This is a genomic window from Pseudomonas sp. NPDC089547 (assembly GCF_050280665.1).
Taxonomy (GTDB): Bacteria; Pseudomonadota; Gammaproteobacteria; order Pseudomonadales; family Pseudomonadaceae; genus Aquipseudomonas.
This window is the reverse complement of record NZ_JBNNVS010000055.1, coordinates 1-24369: the sequence shown is the minus strand read 5'-3', so window position 1 is coordinate 24369 and position 24369 is coordinate 1. Positions and strand designations below refer to the sequence as shown.

The window sequence follows — 24369 nt, the reverse complement described above, 5'->3', positions numbered from 1 at the left end:
CGAAGAGGCCATCAGATGTTACGCAGCATACGGCGCACAATCGGGCCATGAGCCTTGCCGACCGGCAACATGTAAAGCCGACCGAAGCGATTGAAGCATTTCACAGAAGTGGTCACGCTCAAGCGCTGCCGGCCATCGCTCTGCTCACCCAGATCCATGCTCACCATCACAGCCAGGTGCGTGTCACGCGAGGTCAGAACCAATTGCTGATCGCTGATGGCCTCGACCCTGAAAAAGTCCAGATGCTCACCCACTGCCGGCACCCGTTCGGGGCTGCGTGATGAGAAGCCGTGGATGGCCGTGACGTTGAATCGGCGCGAGACGAAGTCGCGCAGGCGGAAAGCCGTGGCCAGCCAGCCCGGAACGTCCGAGGTCATGGCGCAGTAAGCCTGGAGGGCTGTCATGGGGGCGCTGACGGAGATGCCATCGCGGTGAAGGAAGTCCAGATCGGCCGGGGCGGCGACCAGTTGGGCAGACATGAACAACTCCCTTTGCCATGTGTAGCCGCCATCATAGCAACAACGCCCTCTGTAGGAGCGGCCTCGTGTCGCGATGGGCTGCGCAGCAGCCCCGGCAATTTCTGCGCTGGTGCCGATATCCTGGGGCTGCTGCGCAGCCCATCGCGACACAAGGCCGCTCCCACAGGGACCGCGTCAGGCCCTGAATTGGCCCAGGCTAGCGCGCAACTGCGCCGCCAGATCATCCAGCACCTTGCTACTGGCCGTGGTCTGCATCACCACTTCCGCCGAGCGCTCTGCCTGGGCATGTATGGTCTCCACCCGCCCCCGCACCGCCTGGGCACCATTCGCCTGCTGCTCGGCCGCGCGGGTCGCCAGGCCGATGGCCGCGTGCACCTGCTCCACCGCCGCCTGTACCGACTGCTGCCGGCGCTCGTTGTCACGTAGCACAAGCAGCCCTTCGCTGGCTTTCAGCCCGGCCTGGCTGATGGTGGCCACAGCCTCCTTGGCACCCTTCTGCAGCGCAGCGATATGCGCCTGGATATCCCCCGTGGAACTTTGCGTCTTGCTCGCCAGCGCCCGTACCTCATCGGCTACCACGGCAAACCCACGGCCGGTCTCGCCAGCACGAGCTGCTTCGATGGCGGCGTTCAGAGCCAACAGGTTGGTCTGCTCGGCAATACCGTGAATCACCGTCAGTACCACTTCAATCTGTTCACTCTGCTTGGCCAGGCGCTCGATCACCTGAGAGCCGGCGTCTACCTGCCCGGCCAGATTTTCGATCAAACCGGCCAGCTGGGTCGAAGTGCGGCTGTTCTCGTCCGTGGCCTGGCGGATATCCACCACTTGCTGCAAAGCCGCCTGCATCGCGTGGCTTTCGGCCTGCGCCTCATCGGCCATGCTCGAAAGATCCCGCAGGCTCGCAGCCACTTCATCACGCTGCAACGCAGCGGCAGCATCGGCGCCGGCATTGCGCTGGGCCATCGCACCAATCTCCACGCCGGTACGCTGCGCCACCTCACCCGCCTCGCGCACGATCGGTTGCAGCTTGTCGACAAAGCGGTTCACTGCCGAAGCCATGTCACCAATCTCGTCGCGGCTGTCGAGTGGTACACGCTTGGTCAGGTCGCCCTCGCCCGCGGCCAGGTCGTCAAGGGCAGCAATCAACAGGCGCAGCTTGCTCAGCACCCGGCGGCCAAGCACCACGGCCACCACCAGCAACACGCCGAGGCCGACTACCACCAGGCCCAGGCCGATACGCCAGCGCAACTCGGCAGCGGCCTCGCGCACGGTCTGAGCGGTGTTGGCCTGCATGGCCGCAGCGCTACCCTGTGCCTTTTCCAGGCGCTCACGCAGGGTCTTGCCACTGTCGGCGGCAGCACCGACCAGGCTGTCGCCAACCAGTTGCTCACCACTGGCAATCAGCGCCGCGAAGCGCTGGTCCAGAGCCTTGAGCTCCTGGTCGATGCCTGCGGTGGAAACACCCATCACCACCTTGCCGATCTCTGCGCCATTGGGGTTGATCGGTGCTTCGACGAAGTACACAGCCGGATCACGACGGGCTGCGTCGATGACTTTGTCCAGCGCACGCTCGCCCTGGCCCTTGTCCATCAAGGCCTGGTTGATCGGGTTTTGCCGGTTCAGGTAGCGGGTGAGGTGTTGGCCCTGGGCGTCGTCGTAAACCACGAACAGCACGTTGGGGTTGCGCTGGGCACGCCGGGCGAAGTCGGAGAGCACCGGCACATCGTTGTCCCAGATAGCACGCGGCGCCACCGAGGCCAGTAGCTCGGCCATGTCGTTGGCAGAGTCCTTGAGGTTTTTTTCCAGGGTGCTGCGCAGTTGCTGTTGCTCGTTTTGCAGGCGTTCGGACAACCCTGCACTCAAGCGCTGCCGGGTACTGCTGGACAGGCCATCCAGGCCCGAACGCACATCTTGCCCGGCTTGCTCCAGTTCGCTGGCCAGCTGGCGGCTGTCATTGCCCAGGCGTTCGCCCAGGTCGGCTTCCAGCGCAGTAACCGTGCTTCGGGTAAGCGCAACGGCAACCAGCACTTGCACCAAAAGAGCGATACCAAGGGCAACAAACACAGGCCGCAAAAGGCGGCTTCGTAACAGTGAGAGGATGGCAGACACGGTGTAACCCTCGTGTTTTCTGGCGCCACTATTTTGATGGCATCTACAGAAACTTCTTACAGCAAGGGTTGTGCCGGGGGCAGCAGGGATATGCGCCAAGGTTGAGCAATGGGTTTTCCTGTACCCGCGAAGAGGCCAGTACAGGAGAACACAAACAAAAACGCCGCGGCCCTTTTCAGGGCCACGGCGTCAGATCAGCCTGGAGGGCAGATCAGGCGAACGGGTGACGCAGCACGATGGTCTCGTTGCGGTCCGGGCCGGTCGAAATGATGTCGATCGGCGCGCCAACCAGTACTTCGATGCGCTTGATGTAGTCACGCGCAGCTTGCGGCAGCTCTTCCAGGGTTTTCGCACCCAAGGTCGATTCGCTCCAGCCTGGCATCTCTTCGTACACCGGCTCCAGGCCGATGTAGCTGTCGGCATCGGAAGGCGCGTCGATGACGGCACCGTTCTCGTTCTTGTAGCCAACGCAGATGTTGATGGTTTCCAGGCCGTCCAGCACGTCCAGCTTGGTCAGGCAGATGCCCGAGATGCTGTTCACGTCGATAGCGCGACGCAGGATGACGGCATCGAACCAGCCGCAACGACGGGCACGGCCGGTGGTGGAGCCGAACTCGTGGCCACGCTTGGCCAGGGTGGCGCCAGTCTCGTCGAACAGTTCGGTCGGGAACGGACCGGAACCTACGCGAGTGGTGTAGGCCTTGGTGATACCCAGGATGTAGTCCAGGTACATCGGGCCAACGCCGGAACCGGTGGAGATACCGCCAGCAGTGGTGTTGGAGCTGGTGACGTACGGGTAGGTACCGTGGTCGATGTCCAGCAGCGAGCCCTGGGCGCCTTCGAACATGATGTCCTTGCCGGCGCGGCGCAGGTTGTGCAGCTCGGCGGTGACGTCGAGCATCATCGGCTTGAGCTGTTCTGCGTAGGCCATGCACTCGTCCAGGGTTTGCTGGAAGTCGATGGCCGGCTCTTTGTAGTAGTTCACCAGCTGGAAGTTGTGGTAGTCCAGCAGCTCACCCAGCTTGGCAGCGAAACGCTCGCGGTGGAACAGGTCGCCCACACGCAGGCCGCGGCGTGCGACCTTGTCTTCGTAGGCCGGGCCGATACCACGGCCGGTGGTGCCGATCTTGGCTTCGCCACGGGCTTTTTCACGGGCCTGGTCCAGGGCCACGTGGTACGACAGAATCAGCGGCGCAGCCGGGGAGATGCGCAGGCGCTCGCGCACTGGTACGCCCTTCTCTTCCAGCTTGGTGATTTCGCGCATCAGGGCGTCCGGGGCAACGACCACGCCGTTGCCGATCAGGCACTGTACGCCTTCACGCAGGATGCCGGACGGAATCAGGTGCAGAACGGTCTTTTCACCGTTGATCACCAGGGTGTGGCCCGCGTTGTGGCCACCCTGGTAGCGCACTACGGCGGCAGCATGTTCGGTCAGCAGATCGACGATCTTGCCTTTGCCCTCATCACCCCACTGGGTGCCCAGGACGACGACATTCTTACCCATTACATTGGTCCTCATTCACGCAAACTTGGTTGCCGGCCTACTGCCGACGCAGAAACTCACTGGGCCAGCGGCAGAACCTGCCAGCGCCCGTCTTGCTGAATCAATTGCCGATCACAATCCGCCTCGAGAGCAGCACTCAACGGCTGGCCAGGCAAAGCCTGGACCACACGCTGGCCCTCGTTGCGCAACTGGCAGACTTGCTGCCAGAGGGCCGCGTCGCCACTGTCCGGCATCCAGATGCCGCCAGTTGGCAATACGACCTCCGCTCGCCCCAGTGTGACCAGGGTCTTCAAATCCGTGGAGAAACCGGTGGCCGGGCGCGCCCGGCCAAAGTCGGCGCCGATGTCGTCGTAGCGCCCGCCCTGGGCGATCGATTGACCTTCGCCCGGCACGAACACCGCGAACACAACGCCGGTGTGATAGTGGTAACCGCGCAGCTCGCCCAGGTCGAAATACAGCGGCAGGTCCGGGTAGCGCGACGCCAGGCGGTCAGCGATCGACAGCAGGTCGTCCAGCGCAGCCAGCACGCCGGCCGGGGCACGGCCCAGGCGCACGCGGGCTTCGGCCAGCACTTCACGGCCACCGCACAACTCGACCAAGGCGCGCAGCATGTTGCCCAGGTCTTTCGGCAGGTCCGCCGTCAGCGCCTGCACTTCATCTACGGCCTTGCGCTGCATGGCGTCGAACAGCTGCTGTTCGACCGCACCCGACAGGCCGGCAGCGCGGGCCAGGCCGCGGTAGATACCGACGTGGCCCAGGTCCATATGCACATCCGGCACATCGGCCAGTTGCAACGTGGCCAGCATCAAGCTGATGACTTCCACGTCGCTGGTCGGGCTGGCATCACCGTACAGCTCGGCACCCAGCTGAATCGGGCTGCGCGAGGTAGACAGCGCACGCGGCTGGGCGTGCAGCACGCTACCGGCATAGCACAGGCGGCTCGGGCCTTCACGGCGCAGGGTGTGGGCGTCGATACGCGCCACCTGCGGGGTGAAGTCGGCGCGGAAGCCCATCAGGCGGCCGGACTGCGGGTCCACCACCTTGAAGGTGCGCTGATCCAGGTCCTGGCCGGCGCCGGTGAGCAGCGACTCCAGGTACTCGATATGCGGGGTGACGACCAGCTCGTAGCCCCAACTCTGGAACAGGTCCAACACCTGGCGGCGCGCGATTTCGATGCGCGCAGCCTCAGGTGGCAGTACTTCCTCGATGCCATCTGGCAGCAGCCAGCGGTCTACCGTTGCCATTACGCCATTTCCCCTCTGGTCCGGGCGGCTTGCCAGCAGGCGAGCCGTCAGTAAAGCCGGTATCGCGCACAGCAGCGGGCAGCACTGATCCCAGCGCAGCCACCGTACCCGATACCCTCGAATTGCCTTGCGAGCTGACCAAACCGTCAACTGGCGCTTTGCCAATCAACCTTGCAGACGCAAAAAAGCCGGGAAATTTCCCGGCTGCCTCATCATACACCCCTTTTCATTCAGGATGCACCCCGCCTGGTGTTTTAGCTGCCAGGCGGGGCGCCGCTGTACGAAAATCAGGGCCTGAGCATCACGGCCTGCTCTTGTCCAGGTAGCGGAAGAACTCGTTCTTCGGGTCCAGGACCAGCACGTCGCTCTTGCTCGAGAAGCTCTCGCGGTACGCCTGCAGGCTGCGGTAGAACGCATAGAAATCAGCGTCCTGGGTGAAGGCCTTGGCGTAGATGGCAGCCGACTGGGCGTCACCATCACCGCGGGTTTCTTCTGCTTCGCGATAGGCCTCGGCCAGCAGCACGCGGCGCTGACGGTCGGCATCGGCACGAATACCTTCAGCCAGCTCGTTACCCTTGGCACGGTGTTCGCGAGCTTCACGCTCACGCTCGGTGCTCATGCGGTCGAACACGCTGCGGTTGACTTCCTTCGGCAGGTCGATGGCCTTGACGCGCACGTCGACCACCTCGATACCCAGTTCCTTGTTGGCCATGCGGTTCAGCGATGCGGTGATGTCAGCCATCAGCGCGTCACGTTCACCGGATACCACCTCGTGCAGGGTACGTTTACCGAACTGGTCACGCAGGCCGCTTTCCAGACGACGCGACAGACGCTCGTCGGCGATCTGTTTCATGCCGGAGGTGGCGGTGTAGAAGCGTTCGGCATCCTTGACGCGCCACTTGGCGTAGGCGTCGACCATCACCGCTTTCTTCTCCAGGGTCAGGAACCGCTGGGTCGGGGCGTCGAGGGTCATGAGGCGGGCGTCGAACTTGCGCACCTGGTTCACGTACGGGATCTTCACGTGCAGGCCAGGCTGGACATCTGCCTGGACCACCTTACCGAAACGCAGCATCACTGCACGCTCGGTCTGGGACACGATGTAGAAGCTGTTCCAGGCCACGATGGCCAGGACCACGGCGGCGATCAGGGCGATCAGCGATCTATTGCTCATCAGCGGCTCTCCCTAGTACGCAGCTGCTGCTGTTGCTGTTGCAGGTCCTGCGCGGCACGCGCGGCGGCATCGTTGGCCGATGGCGACACGCTGGTCGCTGGCGCGGACGTATTGCGGCTGCCTTCGACCATCTTGTCCAGTGGCAGGTAGAGCAGGTTGTTCTGCCCGTCCTTGGTTGCCACCATGACTTTGCTCGAGTTGCTGTAAACCTCTTGCATGGTCTCCAGGTACAGGCGCTGACGGGTCACGTCAGGTGCCTTGCGATACTCACCCAGCAGCTTGGTGAAGCGGTCAGCCTCACCCTTGGCGCGGGCGATGACTTCGTCGCGGTAACCGTTGGCGTCCTCGATGATGCGCTGTGCCTGACCACGGGCTTCCGGTACCACGCCATTGGCGTAGGACTCGGCCTGGTTGCGGGCACGCTGCTCGTCTTCACGGGCGCGGATCACGTCGTCGAAGGCTTCCTGCACTTCACGCGGGGCTGCCGCGCTCTGTACGTTGACCTGGGTAACGGTGATACCGGTACGGTAGTTGTCCAGGAAGCGCTGCAGGCGTTCGCGGATATCCACGGCCATCTGCTCACGGCCTTCGGTCAGCACCTGGTCCATCGAGGTGGAACCCACCACGTGGCGCAGGGCACTGTCGGTCGCGTGCTGCAAGCTCACCTCAGGCTGGTCGACGTTAAGCACGAAGTCCTGCAGGTTGCTGATCTTGTACTGGACGGTCAGCGGAACCTCGACGATGTTCTCGTCTTCGGTCAGCATCTGGCCCTGTTTGGTGTAGGCACGCTCACGCGTGACGTTTTCCATGTACTTGCGATCGAGCGGCGGGAAGTAGATGTTCAGGCCGGGACCGACCGTCTCATAGTACTTGCCGAAGCGCAGCACCACGGCCTGCTCCTGCTCGTCGACCACGTACACGGCGCTGTACAGCCAGATGGCAGCCAGCACCGCCAGGCCTATGCCCAGCAGGCCCAGGCCACCGCCCTTGCCGACATTGCGGTCACCACCGCCACGTTTCTTGCTGCCGCCGAACATGCCATTGAGGCTGTCCTGCAGTTTGCGGAAGGCCTCGTCCAGATCCGGCGGACCTTTCTTGTCACCACCACCGCCACCACGGCGGCCGCCCCAGGGATCCTGATTGTTCGAGTTGCCACCCGGCTCGTTCCAAGCCATAGCGCTCTCCATCTGATAAAGCAAAGACGCGCCCACGGCGCGCCGTCCAATGCTACAGAATGCCTGTCACTGCTGCCCGGCGACCTCGACGGGCATTTATTGCAAAGTGTGTTGCTCGACAAACACTTGCGGCTCCATGCCTTCACGACTGACCAGGCGATTCAGTTCGACCATGGGCAGTCGCACGCTCAGCAGGCTGCGCCCTTCTTCATCATGCTCTTCACTCTGCACCGCGCCCAAGGCAAAGAATTGCGCGCGCAAGCGGGCAAAACGCTGCTCCAGGCACAGGGTACCGACAAACAGATCGTCCCCCAGCAACTCGGCAATCGCCTGGCCTACAAGCTCCAGGCCACGCCCATCGCGTGCCGATACCCAGACCCGCTCCGGCTTGCCATCGGCATTGCGCTGGATCTGCGGCTCGACATCTTCAAGCAGGTCGAGTTTGTTATACACCTCGAGGATCGGCAAGCCTTCGGCGCCAATCTCGCCCAATACGGCCAGAACCTGCTCGATCTGCTCCATGCGCTCGGGCTCATGGGCGTCGATCACATGCACCAGCAGGTCAGAGTTGCTCGACTCTTCGAGCGTAGCCCGAAATGCCTCGACCAGCTTGTGCGGCAGGTGGCGGATAAAACCCACGGTGTCGGCCAGCACGATCGGGCCCAGGTCGTTGAGCTCGAGCCGGCGCAGGGTCGGGTCGAGGGTGGCGAACAGCTGGTCCGCGGCGTATACCTCGGATTCGGTCAGGGCGTTGAACAGCGTGGACTTGCCGGCGTTGGTATAGCCCACCAGCGACACCGAGGGGATATCTGCGCGCTGGCGCCCGCGACGCGCCTGCTCACGCTGGCTGCGCACTTTCTCCAGGCGTGACTTGATCTGGCGGATACGCACCCGCAGCAGGCGGCGGTCGGTTTCCAGCTGGGTTTCACCCGGGCCACGCAGGCCGATACCACCTTTTTGTCGCTCAAGGTGAGTCCAGCCGCGCACCAGCCGCGTGCTCATGTGATCAAGCTGGGCCAGTTCGACCTGCAACTTGCCTTCATGGGTACGCGCCCGTTGGGCGAAGATATCGAGGATCAGCCCGGTACGGTCAAGCACACGGCACTCGAACACACGTTCGAGGTTGCGCTCCTGACTGGGCGTGAGGGTGTGATTGAAAATCACCAGGTCTACCTGTTCGGCATGGACCAGGTCGTGCAGCTCTTCGACCTTGCCACTGCCAATCAGGTATTTGGCGGAAGGCTGATGCCTTGTCACCGTGACCAGCGAAACGATGTCGGCACCGGCCGACAATGCCAATTCCTGAAACTCCTGCGGGTCTTCGCGCGCCTCAGGGTTATGACCTTCCAAGTGAACGAGCAACGCCCGCTCACCACCACCGTGGCGCTCAAAGAACAATGCAGGCTCCTATCAGGCGTTGCCTGGCTCGCTGTCGCCGTGTTCGCCGTCGGTCGGGCTTGGCAGACGGACCGGACGAGCCGGTACCACGGTCGAAATGGCGTGCTTGTAGACCATCTGGCTGACGGTGTTCTTCAGCAGTACCACGAACTGGTCGAACGATTCGATCGAACCCTGCAACTTGATGCCGTTGACCAGATAGATGGAAACCGGGACCTTTTCTTTTCTCAAGGTGTTCAAGTAAGGGTCTTGTAGCGAATGCCCTTTTGACATATGCCGCACTCCTGTAAGGATAAATAATAGAAAATCAATAAAATCGATAAATTAGGCCGCCCCTTCGCAAGAATAGACGGCAATCAGCAGGGACTCAGCTCAATATGGAGATGGCCCCAAGGTATTTCAAGGTGCGGGACAGATTGTCGCAGGCCAGGCTGTCAAGCCAGTGTACGTCAGGCCAGCCACGCAACCAGGTGAACTGCCGCTTGGCCAACTGCCTGGTTGCAATGATACCGCGTTCACGCATCTCATTCTCAGTCAGCTTGCCGTCCAGGTAATCCCAGACCTGCCGATACCCCACTGCCCGTATAGACGGTAGCCCGGCGTGCAAGTCACTTCTGGCTCGCAGCGATCGGACCTCGTCAACGAAGCCCTGTTCCAGCATCTGCGAAAATCGTAACGCAATTCGCTGATGCAAAATGTGACGATCTGTAGGAGCAATCGCCAAACTGGCGACAGTATAGGGCAAATGCCCGTCAGCGCCTGCGTCTGCGCCGCGACTTTCCGCGAATTGACGTTGGCGATGGGCCGTCATGCTCTCGCCACTCACCCGGTACACCTCCAGCGCCCGGATCAACCGCTGCGGGTCATTGGGGTGGATACGCGCCGCCGACACCGGGTCGACCTCGGCCAGTTGGCGGTGCAGCTCGGCCAGGCCCAGTGCTTCGGCCTGGGCTTCCAGCTCGGCGCGTACCGCAGCGTCCGCAGCCGGCATGTCCGCCAGGCCATCGATCAACGCCTTGTAATAGAGCATGGTGCCGCCCACCAGTAGCGGGATCTTTCCACGCGTGGTGATGTCGGCCATGGCTTCCAGCGCATCGGTACGGAACTGCGCGGCCGAATAGCTCTCGGCCGGATCACGAATGTCGATCAGCCGATGCGGGTGGGCAGCGAGGATTTCTTTCGACGGTTTGGCCGAACCGATATCCATGCCGCGATAGACCAGTGCCGAGTCGACACTGATCAGCTCGCAGGGCAGCACTTTGGTCAGTTCGATAGCCAGGTCGGTCTTGCCGGCCGCCGTCGGGCCCATCAGGAATATTGCAGGGGGCTTGCCGCTCATTTCATCGACCGCGCAGGAAGAGTTTGTCCAGATCGTCCAGGCCCATCTGGGTCCAGGTGGGACGGCCATGGTTGCACTGGCCACTGCGCTCGGTGTTTTCCATGTCGCGCAGCAAGGCATTCATTTCGGGAATGGCCAGGCGCCGGTTGGCGCGCACGGCACCGTGGCAAGCCATGGTACCGAGCAGTTCGTTCAGGTGCGCCTGGATACGGTCACTGGTGCCGTATTCCATCAGGTCGGCGAGCACGTCATGCACCAGGCGGTTGGCCTCGGCCTGCTTGAGCAAGGCCGGGATCTGGCGGATCGCCAGGGTCTCGGGGCCCAGGCGTTGCAGCTCGAAGCCCAGGCGCTGGAACCACTGCGCATGTTCTTCGGCGCAGTCCGCTTCACGCTGGCTCAAGGCCAGGGTCTCAGGCACCAGCAGCGGTTGGCCGCTAAGGCCTTCACTGGCCATGGCCACCTTGAGGCGCTCGTACATGATGCGCTCGTGCGCGGCATGCATGTCCACCACCACCAGGCCAACGGCATTCTCGGCCAGGATGTAGATGCCCTTGAGCTGCGCCAGCGCGTAGCCCAGCGGCGGAATGTCACCCTGGCTTTCGGGAAGGGCCGTCGCCGGCACCGCACCGTTTTCCAACGGTTTGTAGAACTCGCGATACACCGCCTGCGCTTCGGCAGCCGGCACCGGCTGCGACGGGCGTGGCGTGTACTGATACTGGTAGCCCGCACCACTGCCGCCATTGGAGAACGACTGCTGCGGGGCACGAGGCTGCTCAAGCACCGGTGAGGCCAGGCGCATTTCGCCCTGCGGGCCGAATTCACCGGCCTGCTGGCCAGTGGGGCGGATGGCCTCTGGCACCGCGGCCGGCGCGGCCAGCTGGTCTTCCGGGCGTACATCGGCCAGCGCACGGTGCAGGGTGCCGTACAGGAAATCGTGCACGGAGCGCCCTTCACGGAAGCGCACTTCGTGCTTGGTCGGGTGCACGTTGACGTCGACGCCGTTGGGTTCCAGCTCCAGGAACAGCACGAAGGTGGGGTGCCGGCCATTGAACAGCACGTCACGGTAGGCCTGGCGCACGGCGTGGGCGACCAGCTTGTCGCGCACCGCACGGCCATTGACGAAGAAGTACTGCAAGTCTGCCTGACTGCGCGAGAACGTCGGCAGGCCGACCCAGCCCCACAGGCGCAGGCCGTTGCGCTCGACGTCAATCGGCAGCGCCTGCTCCATGAAGCCTGGGCCGCAGATGGCGCCTACCCGCCTGGCACGCGCTGTGTCGTCGTGAGCCTCGTGCAGGCTGAGGATGCTCTTGCCGTTGTGGCGCAAGTGGAAGCCGACATCGAAACGCGCCAGCGCCAGCCGGCGGATGACTTCCTGCAGGTGATCGAATTCGGTTTTCTCGGCCTTGAGGAACTTGCGCCGCGCCGGCGTATTGAAGAACAGGTCGCGCACTTCCACCGAAGTACCTACCGGGTGCGCCGCCGGCTGCACCCGCGGGAGCATGTCACGGCCTTCGGTTTCCACCTGCCAGGCCTCTGTGGCACTGGCGGTACGCGAGGTCAGGGTAAGGCGCGCCACCGAGCTGATCGAAGCCAGGGCCTCACCGCGGAAACCCAGGCTCAACACCCCTTCAAGGTCTTCCAGCTCGCGAATCTTGCTGGTGGCATGACGGGCCAGGGCCAGCGGCAGGTCGTCGGCGGAAATACCGCTGCCATCGTCCCGCACCTTCAGCAGCTTTACGCCGCCCTGCTCCACCTCCACATCGATGCGTCGGGCGCCGGAGTCCAGGCTGTTTTCCAGCAGCTCCTTGGCGACAGAGGCCGGCCGCTCGACGACCTCGCCGGCGGCGATCTGGTTGGCCAGCCGCGGGCTGAGCAGCTGGATGCGCGAACCGCCACTCATTGCGAGGCCAATGTGGTTGCAGGGATATCAAGGCGCTGGCCGACCTTCAGCTCATCGGTCTTGAGGCTGTTGGTGCTGCGCAGGCTGGCGACACTGACCTGGTAGCGCACAGCAAGCATTGCCAGGGTTTCGCCCGGGCGTACCGTGTGCTCACGCGGGCCGGCGGCGATCTTGCCGGTGTCGCGCAGCCAGGCGATGTAAGTGCCAGGCGGCGGGTTCTGCTGGAAGTACTGGCGTACGCCGGTGTGGATCGAACGGGCCAAGGCCTGCTGATGGCTGGCGGTAGCCAGCTTGGCGGCTTCGTTGTTGTTCGAGATGAACCCGGTTTCAACCAGGATCGACGGAATGTCCGGCGACTTCAGCACCATGAAGCCCGCCTGTTCCACACGTTGCTTGTGCAGCGAGGTGACACGGCCCATGTTGCCGAGCACCTTCTGCCCCACGTTGAGGCTGGAACTGAGCGTGGCGGTCATCGACAGGTCAAGCAACACGCCGGCGAGCATGCGGTCCTTGTCATCGAGGCTGACGTTACCCGCACCACCGATCAAGTCGGAACGGTTTTCCGTGTCGGCCAGCCAGCGTGCGGTCTCGGAGGTGGCGCCACGGTCGGACAGGGCGAACACCGAGGCACCAAACGCAGCCCGCGACGGCGCGGCGTCGGCATGGATCGAGATGAACAGGTCAGCACCCTTCTTGCGGGCGATTTCCGTGCGTTTGCGCAGCGGAATGAAGTAGTCGCCAGTACGGGTCAGCTCGGCCCGGAAGCCTTTTTCGCTGTTGATCTGGCGCTGCAGCTCCTTGGCGATCTGCAGCACGATGTCTTTTTCGTGCTGGCCGCGCGAGCCGGAAGCACCCGGGTCTTCGCCGCCGTGGCCAGCATCGATGGCAACCACGATGTCACGCTTGCCGCTAGGTACCGGCGGCAGCTTGATGGCGGGTTGGGCCGGGCTTACCGGCACCGCCGGCGTGGTCGCAGGCGTCTGCACCGGCGTCGGGGCCGGTGGCGGCGCGCTGGCCGCAATGGCGTCGGCTTCCTGGTCGTACAGGTCGACCACCAGGCGGTTGCCGTACTGGGCATTCGGCGCCAGGGTGAAGCTTTTCGGGGTGACCGACTTTTTCAGGTCGACCACCACCCGCAAGTCAGTCGGGGTACGCTGGGCCGAACGCACGCTGCTGATCGGTGTGTTGGAGGTGGCCACGTTCAACGGCGCGGCCAGGGTCGCGCCATTGATGTCGATAACCAGGCGATCCGGCGCGCTCAGGGTGAAGACGCTATGCTGCACGGGGCCGGAAAGGTCGAAGACCAGCCGCGTGTTGTCTGGCGCACGCCACAGGCGCACGCTCTTGACTTGAGTGACGGCCAGAGCGTCAACGGTCACCGTTGTCAGCAGCAGCCCAACGATGGCGACCAGTGCGCGTATGCGCATACCTACCCCACTTACTGTTTATAGTGTTTGGCCAGTGCCACGCACCAGGCCTCGCCGCGAGCCCCCTGCGGCGAAAGGATCAGCGAGCGTCCGCCCGCTTGGGGGCTTATGGTAATGGTCAGGTCCGGCTTTGGCAAAACGCCCGCACCCTTTTGTGGCCACTCGAACAGGCACAGCGGGTCGCCCTCGAAATAGTCACGAATCCCCATGAACTCCAGCTCTTCCGGATCGACCAGTCGATACAGGTCGAAGTGGAATGCTCGGACCTCACCGATTTCGTAGGGTTCGACCACGGTGAAGGTCGGGCTTTTCACTGCCCCTGTATGGCCCAGGCCGCGGATCAGCCCACGGGAAAGCGTAGTCTTGCCAGCGCCCAGGTCACCTTCAAGAAAGATCACGCCGCGACCGCCGGTCACCTCGGCCATTTTTGCACCGAAGTCGACCGTAGCCGCTTCATCGGCCAGAAACAGATTTAAGCCAGACACGCAGAATGCTCCTCCAACAACTCACGAATGACCGGCACCAGATCACTGGCCGCCAGGCCTCTACCTTTCACACCCAGCCGCTCGCCCGCACAGGCGTGCAACCACACCCCCAGCCCGGCGGCCTGCCAGGCATCCAGCCCCTGAGCCAACAACGCGGCCAACACGCCAGTCAGCACATCGCCAAAGCCGGCACCGGCCATCGCCGGGTGGCCCCGCCCGCACACCACCAACTGCCCGGCCGGGTCGGCCACCAGGGTGCCAGCCCCTTTCAACACGCAAACGCTGTTATACCGGCGCGCCAGCTTGCGCGCGGCGCCAGGGCGATCGGCCTGCACAGCCTCGGTGGAAATGCCCAGCAGCCGCGCCGCCTCGCCCGGGTGCGGGGTGAGGATGCTGCCACTGGGCAGGGCCAATGGGGTACGCGCCAACAAATTCAGGGCATCGGCGTCCCACACCTGGGGGCGCCCGGCATTGGCCACTGCCGACAGCAGGCTGCGGCCCCACGCCGCCTGCCCCAGCCCCGGGCCAACTACCAGCACCGTGGCACGCTCCAGTACAGCCATCAGCTGGTTGGCCGAACTGGCGCCCAGGCACATCACCTCGGGCAAGCGCGCCAGGCTGGCCGTGACGTGCTCGGGCCGGGTTGCCACGCTGACCAGCCCGGCACCGCAACGCAGCGCGGCTTCGGCGCCAAGCAGCACAGCACCGCCAGTGCCAAGGTCGCCACCCACCAGCAGCACATGGCCAAAGTCGCCTTTATGGGCATGCGCATGCCGGGCCGGCAGGTGCGCGACGGTCACGCTGCTGAGCAGTTGCGGGGCATTGCCGGGGTGTTTGGTCTGCGGCATGGGGTCAAAGGCTCCAATGTCTGGCAGAATTATACGCACCTGAGCCCGTATTGCCTTGCCCATCCATGTCCGTCTGCACGCCTGACCTCGCCCAACTGGCCCAATCGATCAAGATTTGGGGCCAAGAACTCGGTTTTGCCCACGTTGGCATCGCCGGGGTCGACCTTGGCGAACATGAACACCACCTGCAACGCTGGCTCGATGCTGGCTACCAAGGCGAAATGGAGTACCTGGGCACGCATGGCAGCAAGCGCTCGCACCCCGATCAGCTGATCCCCGGCACCGTGCGAGTGGTGTCGCTGCGCATGGACTACCTGCCCGGCGACACGCAGATGGCACAACGCCTGGCACAGCCGGAAAAAGCCTACATTTCGCGCTATGCGCTGGGCCGTGACTACCACAAGCTGGTGCGCAAGCGCGTGCAGTTCCTGGCCGACCGCATTCAGGAAGCCATCGGTCCGTTTGGTTACCGCGCATTTGTCGACAGCGCCCCGGTGCTGGAAAAGGCCTTGGCCGAGCAGGCCGGGTTGGGCTGGATCGGCAAGAACACCTTGTTGCTCAACCGCAAGGCGGGCAGTTACTTCTTCCTTGCCGAGCTGTTTGTCGACCTGCCGATCCCGGTGGACGAAGCCACTACCAGTGAACATTGCGGCCGCTGCCAGGCCTGCCTGGACATCTGCCCGACACAGGCGTTTGTCGGGCCTTATGTGCTGGATGCCCGGCGTTGCATCTCGTACCTGACCATCGAGTTGAAGGGCGCGATCCCTGTCGAGTTGCGCGCAATGATGGGCAACCGGGTGTTCGGTTGCGATGACTGCCAGATCGTCTGCCCGTGGAACCGCTTTGCCAAGCACAGCCAGGAGCAGGATTTCCAGCCACGGCATGGGCTGGAGAATGCCGAGTTGGCGGAAATGTTCCTGTGGGATGAGCGTACCTTCCTGCGCAAGACCGAGGGCGGGCCGTTGCGGCGGGCGGGGTATGAGCGGTTCTTGCGCAACCTGGCGGTGGGGTTGGGCAATGCGCCGTCGACAATCCCAGTGATCGAGGCGCTGAAGGCGCGGCGCGAGGATGAATCGGAGCTGGTGCGCGAGCACGTGGAGTGGGCGCTGGCCCGGCATAACACCCAGTAGCCACGCGAGTCCCTGTAGGAGCGGCCTTGTGTCGCGAAAGGGCTGCAAAGCAGCCCCGGCAATCTGTGCATCTGTGCTGAAATCCCGGGGCTGCTTCGCAGCCCTTTCGCGACACAAGGCCGCTCCTACAACTGACCGCGTAAGTTCACTGCTGGTCGTTGTAGTGGAACTTGGGCATTTCCCAGTGGAAGCGGATCGCCAGCAAGCGCACCAAAAACCCGCCAAACAAAGTCAGCAGCATGGCCTGCTCCGCCGGCACCTTGAAGGACACGCACCCCAGGTAGAACCACGCTGCCGCAAACGACACGCTGGCATACAGCTCGCGGCGGAACACCAGGGGAATGTCGTTACAGAAGATATCCCGCAAGATCCCGCCAAACACCCCGGTGATTACCCCGCTGATCGACGCCACCAGCATGCCCTGCCCCATCTCCAGAGCGGTCATGCAGCCAATCAGGGTAAAGGCCACCAACCCCAAGGCATCGAGTACCAGGAACAGTGAGCGCAGGCGGCGCATCATCGGCGCAATGAAAATGGTCAGCAGCGCCGCACAACTGGTCAGCACCAGGTACTCCGGGTGCTTCACCCAGGTCAGCGGGTAGTGCCCCAGCAGCACATCGCGCACCGAGCCGCCACCCAGGGCGGTGACGCAGGCAATCAGCACCACGCCAAACCAGTCCATGCCACGGCGCCCGGCAGACAATGCGCCAGTCATGGCTTCGGCGGTGATGGCGATAAGGTAGAGCATCAACAACATGGCGCGGGTCCGTGCGAGAAAGGCGCGCAGTCTAACCAGTTGCCCAAGGCACCAAAAGGGGGCGCAGAAACAATATCTGCGCCGTTTCGGATCACAGCTTGATGAAGTGCTCGCGGTAATGGCGCAGCTCGGCGATCGATTCGCGGATATCGTCCAGCGCCAGGTGGGTGTTGCCCTTCTTGAAGCTGTCACGCACGTTCGGCGCCCAGCGCGCAGCCAGCTCCTTCAGCGTGGAGACATCCAGGTTGCGGTAGTGGAAGTAGTTTTCCAGGTTGCGCATGTGGCGGTAGAGGAAGCGGCGGTCCTGGCAGATGCTGTTGCCGCAGATCGGCGACTTGCCCTTCGGCACCCACTGCTCGAGGAAGGCGATGGTTTGCGCTTCAGCCTCAGCCATGCTGACCTTGCTCTCGCGCACACGCTGGGTCAGGCCTGAAGCCCCATGGGTGCGGGTGTTCCATTCATCCATCCGTGCCAACACTTCATCACTGTGATGAATGGCGATCACCGGCCCTTCGGCCAGGGTGTTCAGCTCGCTGTCGGTGACAATGGTGGCCATCTCGATAATGACGTCGCTGTCCGGATCCAGGCCGGTCATTTCCAGGTCGATCCAGATCAGGTTCTGTGGGTTTTGCATGCAGGGGCTCCTCGTATAGCCCGTCATATTAGCCTAGTGGTCATGGCACGCCCATTCACCACACAAAGGTAAGCGGAATAGTCCAGCGCCTGGCGTGCTAAACTGCCTGCCGTTTTCAATGCCCCACCTTGGGCCTCTCTCACGGTACCTTCATGGCCAAACGCCAGCTCAATCGCCGCCAGAACTGGCGGATCGAAAAAATCCAGGGCGAGCGCGCTGCTCGCGCCGCCAAACGCGAGCAGCATGCGCTGCAGGAACTGGAAGGTGGTGACCTGGGGCCAGAGCAACTGGGCCTGGTAATTGCGCACTTCGGTGTGCAGGTAGAGGTTGAGGCCCAGGACGGCGAAACTGCAGGCCAGGTGTTCCGCTGCCACTTGCGCGCCAACCTGCCGGCACTGGTCACCGGTGACCGCGTGGTATGGCGTGCAGGCAACCAGGGCATTGGCGTGATCGTGGCGCAGATGCCGCGCAGCACCGAACTGTGCCGGCCAAACAACCACGGCCAGCTCAAGCCCGTGGCAGCCAACGTCGACCTGATCGTGATCGTGTTCGCCCCGGCCCCGGAGCCGCACCCGAACCTGATCGACCGCTACCTGGTAGCGGCCGAGCACGCGGGCTTGCGCCCGCTGTTGCTGCTGAACAAGGCCGACTTGGTCAACGACGAAAACGGCCCTGGCCTGCATGCGTTGCTGGAGGTTTACCGCGAGCTGGGCTACCCGCTGCTGGAGGTATCGGCGCACCACGGTGACGGCATGCAGCGCCTGCAACAGCAACTCGACGGCCACATCAGCGTATTCGTCGGCCAGTCGGGGGTGGGCAAGTCGTCGCTGGTCAACAGCCTGCTGCCGGACGCCGGCACCCGCGTCGGCGACCTGTCGGAATGGTCTGGCCAGGGTACGCATACCACCACCACGGCGCGGCTGTACCACTTCCCCAACGGCGGCGACCTGATCGACTCCCCGGGCATCCGCGAGTTTGGTCTTGGTCACGTCAGCCGCGACGATGTGGAAGACGGCTTCATCGAGTTCCGCGACCTGTTCGGCACTTGCCGCTTCCGCGATTGCAAGCATGACCGCGAACCGGGCTGTGCACTGCTCAAGGCACTGGACGAGGGGCGCATCAAGCCACAGCGGATGAACAGCTACCGCTCGATCATTGCCAGCCTGACGCAAGACAGCTACTGACCGTTGGAAGCAGTACGCGGTCCTTGTAGGAGCGGCCTTGTGTCGCGAAAGGGCCGCAAAGCGGCCCCGGGAATTCATGCACAAGCGCTTACATCTGGGGCCGCTGCGCGGCCCTTTCGCGACACAAGGCCGCTCCTACACTGAACCGCGCAAGACAGGGAAACTACTACTGCTCCTTGGCCTCATCCATCTTCAGCGTGCCATCTTCGAAGATGTTCAGCTTCTGGCGCAGTTCACGCGGCTGCATCGGCGCTTGCTCGGTTTCGGCACCCGCACCCGGCACAGCTGGCGCCGCCGGTGCCGAACCCCCTGGCGCAGCAGGCTCGGCGGCGGGAGCCTCCGGCGCCCCCTGTTCACCCTCGATGTTACGCTGCGCCTTCTTGGTCAGCACGATGATGTCGATACGGCGGTTGACCGGGTTGAACGGGTCCTTGCGGTCGAACAGCGACGACGAAGCGTAGCCCACCACCCGCGCCACCTGCCCGTCCGGGTAACCACCGGCCACCAGCGCACGGCGTGCGGCGTTGGCCCGGTTGGCCGACAGCTCCCAATTGCCGAACTCGCCCGCGCCGGAATACGGCTTGGCATCGGTGTGGCCGCTGATGCTGATCTTGTTCGGCACGGCCTTGATGGTGTCGGCCATGGCCAGCAAGATGTCTTCGAAGTACGGTTGCAGGCGGGCGCTGCCGATGTCGAACATCGGCCGGTTCTCGGCATCCATGATCTGGATACGCAAGCCATCCTGGGTGATCTCGAACAGGATCTGGTCCTTGAACTTCTGCAGTTGCGGGTTCTCTTCCACCTTGTTCTGCAGTTCCTGCAGCAACAGTTCCAGGCGTTCGCGCTCGACCTGCTCGGCCATGGTCTCGACCTGGTCCTTGTTCAGCTCGACGGTGGTGTCGGGTGTCGGCTCGGACTTCACTTCAGGGTTGATGGTCTTTTCCGGCGCCAGCTCAGGCGACCCGCCCAGATCGATGACATACGGCGTGCCGCTTTCAGAGAACCCGATCGGGTCCTTGAAATAACCGGCAATGGCGATCTTCTGCTCCGGCGTGGCGGTGGACATCAACCACAGCACCAGGAAGAACGCCATCATTGCCGTGGCAAAGTCGGCGAAGGCGATTTTCCAGGCGCCGCCGTGGTGGCCGCCGCCAAAGCGCTTGACGCGCTTGACGATGATGGGCTGATTGTTCTCCATGACTCAGCGACCGCGAACCGCTTGTTCCAGCTCGGAGAAGCTTGGGCGGTGCTTGGGGTACAGCACCTTGCGCCCGAACTCGACCGCCAGCGAAGGCGGCATGCCCGAGGCCGAGGCAACCAGCGAAGCCTTGATCGACTCGTAAAGGTTCAGTTCTTCCTTGGCATCGTGCTCCAGGCACTTGGCCAGCGGGCCGAAGAAGCCGTAGGCCGCCAGGATACCGAAGAAGGTACCGACCAACGCCGCACCTACGTGCATGCCAATGGCCGCCTGGTCGCCTTCGCCGAGCGAGGCCATGGTCACCACGATACCCAGTACCGCCGCGACGATACCAAAACCGGGCATGCCGTCGGCGATGCCGGTCACCGCATGGGACGGGTGCTCCAGCTCTTCCTTCATGCTCAGCAGTTCCATGTCGAACAGGCCTTCAAGCTCGTGCGGAGCCATGTTGCCGGTAGACATGATGCGCAGGTAGTCGCAGACAAACGCTGTCATGCGCTCATCGGCCAGCACGGTGGGGTACTTGGCGAAGATCGGGCTGGCTGCTGCGTCCTCGATGTCGGCCTCGATAGCCATCATGCCTTCGCGACGGCTTTTGTTGAGGATCTCGTACACCAGGCCCAGCACCTCCAGGTAGTAGGCGTGGGTGAAGCGCGAGCCGAACATCTTCATCGACTTCTTGATGACGTGCATGGTCATGTGGCCAGGGTTGGCCTGCAGGAATGCACCAAAGGCCGCACCGCCGATGATCAGTACTTCGAACGGCTGGATCAGCGCTGCGATCTTGCCGTGGGAGAGCACGTACCCGCCGAGCACGCTCGCGAATACGACGATGATGCCGATAATTTTAGCCATAGGTTCAAAGCACTTGCTGTCGTGGTCAAGGGAAGAGACGGGAGCTTTAAAACTCTTCTTCTACTTATCGGCAGAACTGCGCCAGACTATAGCCACTCATTGCGAAAAGCCAGTTCGGACTGATGTCAAAATGCCAATTGAAACCAAGGTGCCCGCTCAGCCCCCGCGTACGCTAGAGGCCTGGGTAAAGCTGCTAGAGAGTGTTCGCATCCCCGTGCCGAAGCACAGCTACGACCGGGTCATGGCCGCCATTAACGATAGCCGCCGCTCGCTGCGCGATATCGCCGAACTGATGCAGGATAGCCCGGCACTGGTGCTGTCGGTGATGCGCGAAGCCAACCACCCCACCAATGCCAGCCAGGCCGAGCCCGCCGAAAGCCTGGAAGTTGCCCTGAACCGCCTGGGCCTGGCGCGCACCGAACAGTTGCTGAAACGCCTGCCCTCGATGCCCACCGAAGAAATCCCGCCGGTGCTCAGCCAGTTCCAGCTGATCAGCCAGCACGCTTCGCAGCAGGCCAGCGGCCTGTTCGCCAGCCGACTGGCACGGCTGTGGCAGGAAATTCACTGGGGCAGCCTGCTGTTCCTGTCGCCCCTGTGGCCGCTGGCACTGGCTTACCCCAAACTGCTCGACACCTGGGAGCTGCGGGTTATCCACAAAGGCGAGGACGCCGCCCATGTGGAGGAAGAGTTGTTTGGCGTGCGCATCATGGCGCTGTGTCAGACCATGGCAGAGTACTGGCGCCTGCCCCAGTGGGTGACTCAGGGTTACCGCCTGCTGCTGGAAGAACGCGAACAACTGGCCCTGGTACTGAACATCGCCCGCGACGAAGACCTGCTCAGCCAGCAGCATCGCCTGGACGCCGAGCCCGGCCTGCGCCGCTGGTTCAACCAGCCGGCCAATACCGTGCTGCTGGCCAACAACCTGGCCCTGGCCGCACAGGTTGGCTGGGACAACCCGCATTTGCTGCGCTGGCAACTGCTGACCGCGCTGTACCTGCAGACGTCGCTGGAAGACGTGCAGCAGCAAGTGCACCAGCAAGCAGCCGCCAGCGCCCGCCGCCACGCCCGGCATGCCCTGTTCCACCCGGCCGAAGCGCTGATCTGGCCCTGGCACCAGCGCCGCCCGCACCCGGACATGCTGGCCCCGCCGCCGCCCAGCAGCGACGACCTGGCGCGCTGGCGCAAGCTGTGCCAGGACCTGTTGGCCCAGCCCAGCCCGTTTACCAACACCGTGCACCTGGCCACCCAGGCCCTCGAAGCCCTGCTGGCCTGCGGCATGCAACGCATCATGCTGCTGAGCCTGGACAAGGCCAGCGACTACCTGCGTGTGCAGCAGGCCGCCGGCCTGCCCAAAGAGGCAGGGGCCCTGGCCCTGCAGGTATCGCAGAACAAACTGCTGCAAAAACTGCTGTCCCAGGCCGGGCAATTGCGCATCACCCCGCAGAACCACACCCAGTTCTCGGCACTGCTACCGGCGCCTCTGCGTGCCTTGTTCCGCAGCGAGCACGTGCTGCTGCGCTCGCTGGCGGTAAACGACCAGGTCCTGATGCTGATGGTGGCTGACCAAGGCTGCCGGCCATTGGCCGATATCAGCGTCCAAGCCTTCGGCAAGACCGCGCAATGCACCGAGCGGGCGCTGTCGGTGTTTGCCAACCGCAAGGGCTGAGCCTTGCGCTACAATCGCCCCTCTTTCCACACTGGAGACCGTGGATGACTGACTTTTCCGGCCTGCCCCTGGTAATCGAAGCCGCGGACCTGCTGCCACGCCTGGATTCGCCACAGCTGATCCTGGTCGACCTGAGCAGCGCCAACCGCTACGTCAGCGGGCATATCCCCGGCGCACGCTTTGTCGAAGGCAAGCGTACCCAGCTTGGCCAGCCTCCCGCGCCCGGCCTGCTGCCGGCCCTGGGCGACCTGGAAAAACTGTTCAGCGAACTCGGCCACCGCAGCGACGCCGTGTATGTGGTGTATGACGATGAAGGCGGCGGCTGGGCCGGGCGTTTCATCTGGCTGCTCGACGTGATCGGCCATAAGCATTACCACTACCTCAACGGCGGCATCCAGGCCTGGCCAGCTGACAAGCTGGGCACCGAGGTGCCCGCCAACGGCAACACCCCGGTGCACCTGCATATCGACAGCGCACCCACCGCCACCCGCGAATACCTGCAAAGCCGCCTGGGCGCCGATGACCTGGTCATCTGGGACGCGCGCGGCCCGCAGGAGTTCAGCGGCGAAAAGGTGCTGGCTGCCAAGGGGGGCCACATCCCCGGCGCGATCAACTTCGAGTGGACCGCCGGCATGGACCTCAACGACCACCTGCGCATCCGCAAGGACATCAAACAGGTCCTTGAGCAACTGGGCATCACCCCTGACAAGGAAGTGATTACCCACTGCCAGACCCATCGCCGCTCCGGTTTCACTTATCTGGTGGCCAAGGCCCTCGGTTACCCACGCGTCAAGGCCTATGCCGGCTCGTGGAGCGAATGGGGCAACCACCCGGACACGCCTGTAGAAGTTTAAGGAACCTGCATGAAATCCCGTCTGTTCATCATCAGCCAGTACCTGCTGCCGCACCACCTGCTGTCGCGACTGGCCGGCTGCATTGCCGAGTGCCGCGCGCGCTGGTTCAAGAATGCCTTCACCGCCTGGTTCGCCAAGCGTTACCAGGTGAACATGTCCGAGGCCCTGGTCGAGGACTTGAGTGCCTACGAGCACTTCAATGCGTTCTTCACCCGCGCCCTGAAGCCAGGTGCCCGCCCACTGGACGAAACGCCGGGCGCCATCCTGTGCCCGGCCGACGGCGCTGTAAGCCAACTCGGCCCGATCGAGCATGGCCGCATCTTCCAGGCCAAGGGCCACGGTTTCAGCGCGCAAGAGCTGCTGGGCGGTGACCCGGCCATGGCCGCACCGTTCATGGGCGGCGAGTTTGCCACCATCTACCTGTCGCCCAAGGACTACCACCGCGTGCACATGCCGCTGGCCGGTACCCTGCGCGAAATGGTCTATGTGCCTGGCCGCCTGTTCTCGGTCAACCAGACCACCGCAGAGAACGTTCCAGAGCTGTTCGCCCGCAACGAGCGCGTAGTCTGCCTGTTCGACACCGAGCGCGGGCCGATGGCCGTGGTGCTGGTGGGGGCGATGATCGTGGCTTCGATCGAAACCGTGTGGGCCGGGCTGGTCACACCGCCCAAGCGTGAGCTGAAGACCTTCCATTATGACGAAGCCAGCCGTGCGCCGATCCACCTGGAGAAAGGTGCCGAGCTGGGCCGCTTCAAGCTGGGCTCGACCGCCATCGTGCTGTTCGGGCCGGAGCAGGTGAAATGGGCTGAGAACCTGGGTGCCGGCTCCGCGGTGCGCATGGGGCAGCTGTTGGCGGCGCCTGAACACGCTTGATTCGCGCCATATGAAAAAGGCCCTGCATATGCAGGGCCTTTTTATTGGTTCTTCACGGAATCCCGGGAAAGACAGAAACAAGAACGCCGGTTTGATGGATGATGTTCGTGCGAGCAAACACATCAACAAACCGGCGTTC

22 protein-coding genes are annotated in these 24369 nt (G+C 63.4%); 5 read left to right on the top strand and 17 right to left on the bottom strand.

The window, feature by feature from the left end:
- Positions 1 to 11: 11 nt before the first annotated feature.
- The 13 genes from ACQKPZ_RS24925 to ACQKPZ_RS24865 form a co-directional block, all read right to left on the bottom strand.
- Positions 12 to 479 (bottom strand): DUF2867 domain-containing protein, encoded by a 468-nt coding sequence (locus ACQKPZ_RS24925; protein ID WP_427543387.1) that lies wholly within the window; start codon positions 477 to 479, stop codon positions 12 to 14.
- 174 nt (positions 480 to 653) lie between these two features.
- Positions 654 to 2588 (bottom strand): methyl-accepting chemotaxis protein, encoded by a 1935-nt coding sequence (locus ACQKPZ_RS24920; protein ID WP_427543384.1) that lies wholly within the window; start codon positions 2586 to 2588, stop codon positions 654 to 656.
- Positions 2589 to 2799: 211 nt separating this feature from the next.
- Positions 2800 to 4092: an adenylosuccinate synthase gene (locus tag ACQKPZ_RS24915; protein WP_138219144.1), complete on the bottom strand. Its 1293-nt coding sequence runs from the start codon at positions 4090 to 4092 to the stop codon at positions 2800 to 2802.
- Positions 4093 to 4148: 56 nt separating this feature from the next.
- Positions 4149 to 5336, bottom strand: a complete 1188-nt coding sequence (locus tag ACQKPZ_RS24910) for an ATP phosphoribosyltransferase regulatory subunit (protein ID WP_427543381.1) — start codon at positions 5334 to 5336, stop codon at positions 4149 to 4151.
- A 301-nt stretch (positions 5337 to 5637) separates the two neighbouring features.
- The gene (hflC, locus tag ACQKPZ_RS24905; protein ID WP_201202881.1) at positions 5638 to 6507 is read right to left on the bottom strand and encodes a protease modulator HflC; all 870 of its coding nucleotides are present in this window, start codon (positions 6505 to 6507) and stop codon (positions 5638 to 5640) included.
- The gene (hflK, locus tag ACQKPZ_RS24900; RefSeq protein ID WP_427543378.1) at positions 6507 to 7682 is read right to left on the bottom strand and encodes an FtsH protease activity modulator HflK; all 1176 of its coding nucleotides are present in this window, start codon (positions 7680 to 7682) and stop codon (positions 6507 to 6509) included. The genes hflC and hflK overlap by 1 nt, the downstream gene beginning before the upstream one ends.
- A 96-nt stretch (positions 7683 to 7778) precedes the next feature.
- A complete protein-coding gene (gene hflX, locus ACQKPZ_RS24895) occupies positions 7779 to 9080 on the bottom strand; it encodes a ribosome rescue GTPase HflX (RefSeq protein WP_403197418.1) in 1302 nt (433 codons plus the stop codon).
- Positions 9081 to 9092: 12 nt separating this feature from the next.
- On the bottom strand, positions 9093 to 9353 hold the full coding sequence (hfq, locus tag ACQKPZ_RS24890) for an RNA chaperone Hfq (RefSeq protein WP_012274457.1): 261 nt from the start codon (positions 9351 to 9353) through the stop codon (positions 9093 to 9095).
- Between the two features lie 94 nt (positions 9354 to 9447).
- Entirely contained in the window at positions 9448 to 10419 is a 972-nt protein-coding gene (gene miaA / locus ACQKPZ_RS24885; RefSeq protein ID WP_427543375.1) for a tRNA (adenosine(37)-N6)-dimethylallyltransferase MiaA, read from the bottom strand.
- A 1-nt stretch (position 10420) separates the two neighbouring features.
- Positions 10421 to 12319: a DNA mismatch repair endonuclease MutL gene (gene mutL, locus ACQKPZ_RS24880; RefSeq protein ID WP_427543372.1), complete on the bottom strand. Its 1899-nt coding sequence runs from the start codon at positions 12317 to 12319 to the stop codon at positions 10421 to 10423.
- Positions 12316 to 13746, bottom strand: coding sequence for an N-acetylmuramoyl-L-alanine amidase (locus tag ACQKPZ_RS24875; RefSeq protein ID WP_427543369.1), 1431 nt, complete (start codon positions 13744 to 13746; stop codon positions 12316 to 12318). The genes mutL and ACQKPZ_RS24875 overlap by 4 nt, the downstream gene beginning before the upstream one ends.
- A gap of 11 nt (positions 13747 to 13757) precedes the next feature.
- Positions 13758 to 14216, bottom strand: coding sequence for a tRNA (adenosine(37)-N6)-threonylcarbamoyltransferase complex ATPase subunit type 1 TsaE (gene tsaE / locus ACQKPZ_RS24870; protein ID WP_263298218.1), 459 nt, complete (start codon positions 14214 to 14216; stop codon positions 13758 to 13760).
- A 2-nt stretch (positions 14217 to 14218) separates the two neighbouring features.
- On the bottom strand, positions 14219 to 15079 hold the full coding sequence (locus tag ACQKPZ_RS24865) for an NAD(P)H-hydrate dehydratase (RefSeq protein ID WP_427543366.1): 861 nt from the start codon (positions 15077 to 15079) through the stop codon (positions 14219 to 14221).
- Between the two features lie 65 nt (positions 15080 to 15144).
- Here ACQKPZ_RS24865 and queG point away from each other — a divergent pair, with 65 nt between their 5' ends.
- Positions 15145 to 16209 carry a tRNA epoxyqueuosine(34) reductase QueG gene (gene queG, locus ACQKPZ_RS24860; RefSeq protein ID WP_427543363.1) on the top strand — a complete coding sequence of 355 codons (1065 nt, stop codon included), beginning with the start codon at positions 15145 to 15147 and terminating at the stop codon, positions 16207 to 16209.
- A 145-nt stretch (positions 16210 to 16354) separates the two neighbouring features.
- On the opposite strand, the gene ACQKPZ_RS24855 is transcribed toward queG, so the two are convergent.
- The gene (locus tag ACQKPZ_RS24855; RefSeq protein WP_427543360.1) at positions 16355 to 16966 is read right to left on the bottom strand and encodes a trimeric intracellular cation channel family protein; all 612 of its coding nucleotides are present in this window, start codon (positions 16964 to 16966) and stop codon (positions 16355 to 16357) included.
- Between the two features lie 91 nt (positions 16967 to 17057).
- Positions 17058 to 17600 (bottom strand): oligoribonuclease, encoded by a 543-nt coding sequence (orn, locus tag ACQKPZ_RS24850; RefSeq protein WP_176683140.1) that lies wholly within the window; start codon positions 17598 to 17600, stop codon positions 17058 to 17060.
- A 152-nt stretch (positions 17601 to 17752) separates the two neighbouring features.
- On the opposite strand from orn, the gene rsgA reads away from it, so the two are divergent.
- Entirely contained in the window at positions 17753 to 18784 is a 1032-nt protein-coding gene (gene rsgA, locus ACQKPZ_RS24845; protein ID WP_427543357.1) for a small ribosomal subunit biogenesis GTPase RsgA, read from the top strand.
- A gap of 166 nt (positions 18785 to 18950) precedes the next feature.
- Here the strand turns inward: rsgA and motB are convergent, their stop codons facing one another.
- Together motB and motA are read right to left on the bottom strand one after the other, a co-directional pair.
- Positions 18951 to 19982 (bottom strand): flagellar motor protein MotB, encoded by a 1032-nt coding sequence (gene motB, locus ACQKPZ_RS24840; RefSeq protein ID WP_427543354.1) that lies wholly within the window; start codon positions 19980 to 19982, stop codon positions 18951 to 18953.
- Between the two features lie 3 nt (positions 19983 to 19985).
- On the bottom strand, positions 19986 to 20837 hold the full coding sequence (motA, locus tag ACQKPZ_RS24835; RefSeq protein ID WP_016712329.1) for a flagellar motor stator protein MotA: 852 nt from the start codon (positions 20835 to 20837) through the stop codon (positions 19986 to 19988).
- Between the two features lie 130 nt (positions 20838 to 20967).
- Between motA and ACQKPZ_RS24830 the strand changes: the two genes are divergently transcribed.
- Genes ACQKPZ_RS24830 through asd form a run of 3 tightly spaced genes read left to right on the top strand, consistent with a single transcriptional unit; the run spans position 20968 to position 24230 of the window.
- Complete coding sequence (locus ACQKPZ_RS24830; protein WP_427543351.1) at positions 20968 to 22503, top strand: HDOD domain-containing protein; 1536 nt, start codon at positions 20968 to 20970, stop codon at positions 22501 to 22503.
- A 44-nt stretch (positions 22504 to 22547) separates the two neighbouring features.
- The gene (locus ACQKPZ_RS24825) at positions 22548 to 23357 is read left to right on the top strand and encodes a rhodanese-like domain-containing protein (RefSeq protein ID WP_427543348.1); all 810 of its coding nucleotides are present in this window, start codon (positions 22548 to 22550) and stop codon (positions 23355 to 23357) included.
- 9 nt (positions 23358 to 23366) lie between these two features.
- On the top strand, positions 23367 to 24230 hold the full coding sequence (asd, locus tag ACQKPZ_RS24820) for an archaetidylserine decarboxylase (RefSeq protein ID WP_427543345.1): 864 nt from the start codon (positions 23367 to 23369) through the stop codon (positions 24228 to 24230).
- Positions 24231 to 24369 lie beyond the last annotated feature (139 nt).

Coding starts and splice junctions, on each gene's coding strand:
- mutL (WP_427543372.1), bottom strand. CDS start 12,319: ATGAGTGGCGGTTCGCGCATCCAGCTGCTCAGCCCGCGGCTGGCCAAC.
- ACQKPZ_RS24915 (WP_138219144.1), bottom strand. CDS start 4,092: ATGGGTAAGAATGTCGTCGTCCTGGGCACCCAGTGGGGTGATGAGGGC.
- ACQKPZ_RS24865 (WP_427543366.1), bottom strand. CDS start 15,079: ATGCCGCAGACCAAACACCCCGGCAATGCCCCGCAACTGCTCAGCAGC.
- hflC (WP_201202881.1), bottom strand. CDS start 6,507: ATGAGCAATAGATCGCTGATCGCCCTGATCGCCGCCGTGGTCCTGGCC.
- ACQKPZ_RS24825 (WP_427543348.1), top strand. CDS start 22,548: ATGACTGACTTTTCCGGCCTGCCCCTGGTAATCGAAGCCGCGGACCTG.
- ACQKPZ_RS24925 (WP_427543387.1), bottom strand. CDS start 479: ATGTCTGCCCAACTGGTCGCCGCCCCGGCCGATCTGGACTTCCTTCAC.
- asd (WP_427543345.1), top strand. CDS start 23,367: ATGAAATCCCGTCTGTTCATCATCAGCCAGTACCTGCTGCCGCACCAC.
- ACQKPZ_RS24910 (WP_427543381.1), bottom strand. CDS start 5,336: ATGGCAACGGTAGACCGCTGGCTGCTGCCAGATGGCATCGAGGAAGTA.
- motB (WP_427543354.1), bottom strand. CDS start 19,982: ATGGAGAACAATCAGCCCATCATCGTCAAGCGCGTCAAGCGCTTTGGC.
- hfq (WP_012274457.1), bottom strand. CDS start 9,353: ATGTCAAAAGGGCATTCGCTACAAGACCCTTACTTGAACACCTTGAGA.
- queG (WP_427543363.1), top strand. CDS start 15,145: ATGTCCGTCTGCACGCCTGACCTCGCCCAACTGGCCCAATCGATCAAG.
- ACQKPZ_RS24855 (WP_427543360.1), bottom strand. CDS start 16,966: ATGTTGTTGATGCTCTACCTTATCGCCATCACCGCCGAAGCCATGACT.
- ACQKPZ_RS24875 (WP_427543369.1), bottom strand. CDS start 13,746: ATGCGCATACGCGCACTGGTCGCCATCGTTGGGCTGCTGCTGACAACG.
- miaA (WP_427543375.1), bottom strand. CDS start 10,419: ATGAGCGGCAAGCCCCCTGCAATATTCCTGATGGGCCCGACGGCGGCC.
- orn (WP_176683140.1), bottom strand. CDS start 17,600: ATGCAAAACCCACAGAACCTGATCTGGATCGACCTGGAAATGACCGGC.
- hflK (WP_427543378.1), bottom strand. CDS start 7,682: ATGGCTTGGAACGAGCCGGGTGGCAACTCGAACAATCAGGATCCCTGG.
- ACQKPZ_RS24830 (WP_427543351.1), top strand. CDS start 20,968: ATGCCAATTGAAACCAAGGTGCCCGCTCAGCCCCCGCGTACGCTAGAG.
- motA (WP_016712329.1), bottom strand. CDS start 20,837: ATGGCTAAAATTATCGGCATCATCGTCGTATTCGCGAGCGTGCTCGGC.
- rsgA (WP_427543357.1), top strand. CDS start 17,753: ATGGCCAAACGCCAGCTCAATCGCCGCCAGAACTGGCGGATCGAAAAA.